3 protein-coding genes are annotated in these 1,750 nt (G+C 31.6%); all 3 read left to right on the forward strand.

Annotation, left to right across the window (positions count from 1 at the left end; translation table 11 throughout):
* Positions 1-173 precede the first annotated feature (173 nt).
* Positions 174-908, forward strand: coding sequence for a PD-(D/E)XK nuclease domain-containing protein (locus J6Y29_07220; protein ID MBP5427654.1), 735 nt, complete (start codon positions 174-176; stop codon positions 906-908).
* Between the two features lie 18 nt (positions 909-926).
* A complete protein-coding gene (locus tag J6Y29_07225; GenBank protein MBP5427655.1) occupies positions 927-1,343 on the forward strand; it encodes a hypothetical protein in 417 nt (138 codons plus the stop codon).
* Positions 1,344-1,352: 9 nt separating this feature from the next.
* A partial coding sequence (locus tag J6Y29_07230; GenBank protein MBP5427656.1) for an AAA family ATPase occupies positions 1,353-1,750 on the forward strand: 398 nt, incomplete at its 3' end.

A 1,750-nucleotide genomic window follows, 5' to 3' on the forward strand; every position in this document is an offset into this window, starting at 1 on the left:
CAGCCTTAGATGACCCAGCTTATGAGAAATTTTTTGGCTTTACACAACAATAAGTAGAAAATCTATGTGCAAAACAAGATAGTATCTCATGAAAGGAGCTAGAGGAGTGGTATAACGGATACTCTAGTAATAGCGGAGAAAAAATATATAATCCTCGTTCAGTTGTATGTTCTTTGCAAGATGGAGCATGTAGTAGTTATTGGACAAAAACAGGTAAGATGGACGATATAGTAGATTGTATACAAACTAATGTAGATAGGATAAGAGACGATATTATAAGAATGTTAGAAGGGGAAAAAATAAGAATAAAGCTAAGTGGTTTTGCAACAGAAAGGATAGAGTTAAATACAAGAGAACAAATAATATCAGCCATGGTAATACTAGGCTTTTTAAGCTACTATAACAATTATATATCAATACCTAATAATGAACTTAAAATGAAGTTTGCTGACTCATTGGCAAATAAAAAATTTGGTAAAGTAGCAGAGATTGTAAAACAATCAAACGAGATGCTAAATGCAACGTTAGATAAAGATACTGACACAATGGAACAAATACTAAGAGAGGCACACTCTCTATATACACCGGTATTAAAATATAACGACGAAAACTCGTTATCGTGTGTAATAACATTGGTATATCTAACAGCATTAGATGATTATAGAATAATGAGGGAACAAAAGTCAGGAGAAGGCTTTGCAGACTTTATATTCTATCCTAAAAAGAAAAATGATATAGCCTTTATAATAGAACTAAAAGTAAACGATACACCAGATAATGCAATAGCTCAAATAAAGAAGAGAAACTACATACAAACACTAAAAGACTATACGGGAGAAAAGCTACTAATAGGAATAACTTACGATAGTAAGGACAAAAAGCATGAAGTTAAGATAGAAGAACTATAAAGAAAGGGAGTGCCGATTATTAGAGATTTAATGTCGACAAATTGCTATGATTGTGATATAAAAGAAACATTGGTAATTGTAGGCAGCTGCCTAAAAAGAATGCAGCCAAAAGCTTTTAATGAGCTTACAGAAATGTCAAATGCTATATTTAGCGTATGTCTTGAGTCTACGCATGTAAATATGCTAATAACCAAGATAATAGCTATTATTTGTAGAACCAAGATAATAAAAATAGTGTTTGCAACTGTAGACGAATCGCCACATTGTGTGCAATTACACTATATAGAAAACGAGATAAGAAAGGCAATGAATATAGATAACATAAATATAATTCATTATGTTGCAGTAGATAATAGGCTAATTAAGATATCTAATAGCACAATAAAAAATTCAAAATCATTAAGTATGCTAGAGGCGATGGATAAGTATAATTAGGAGGTAGCAGTGAATAACGACTTATTTGTAAAAGGAATTGAAATAAATAGAGATAAGATAAATAAAACAGAGGGATTTGACAAATACCCATTTAACATAGAGTTAGTTAAGAATTTTAAGGGACTAAATTTTAGTAAACCTGTGACATTCTTTGTAGGAGAAAACGGAATTGGTAAGTCTACTTTTAGTGAGGCAATTGCAGTATCGTTGGGCTTACCAAAAGAAGGTGGCACTCAAAACTTTTTCTATGAAACAAAGGACACGACATCTATTTTATCGGACTATTTAATAGTATCTAAGTTAAAGAAGCCTAAGATGAGGTTCTTCTTAAGGGCAGAAAGCTTTTATAATTTTTCGACTGAGGTAGATAGATTAGTTGATGAGAATGGCTTTTATGAGCTTTATGA

It is taken from the genome of Clostridiales bacterium (assembly GCA_017961515.1).
Classification (GTDB): Bacteria; Bacillota; Clostridia; order Acetivibrionales; family RGIG10202; genus RGIG10202.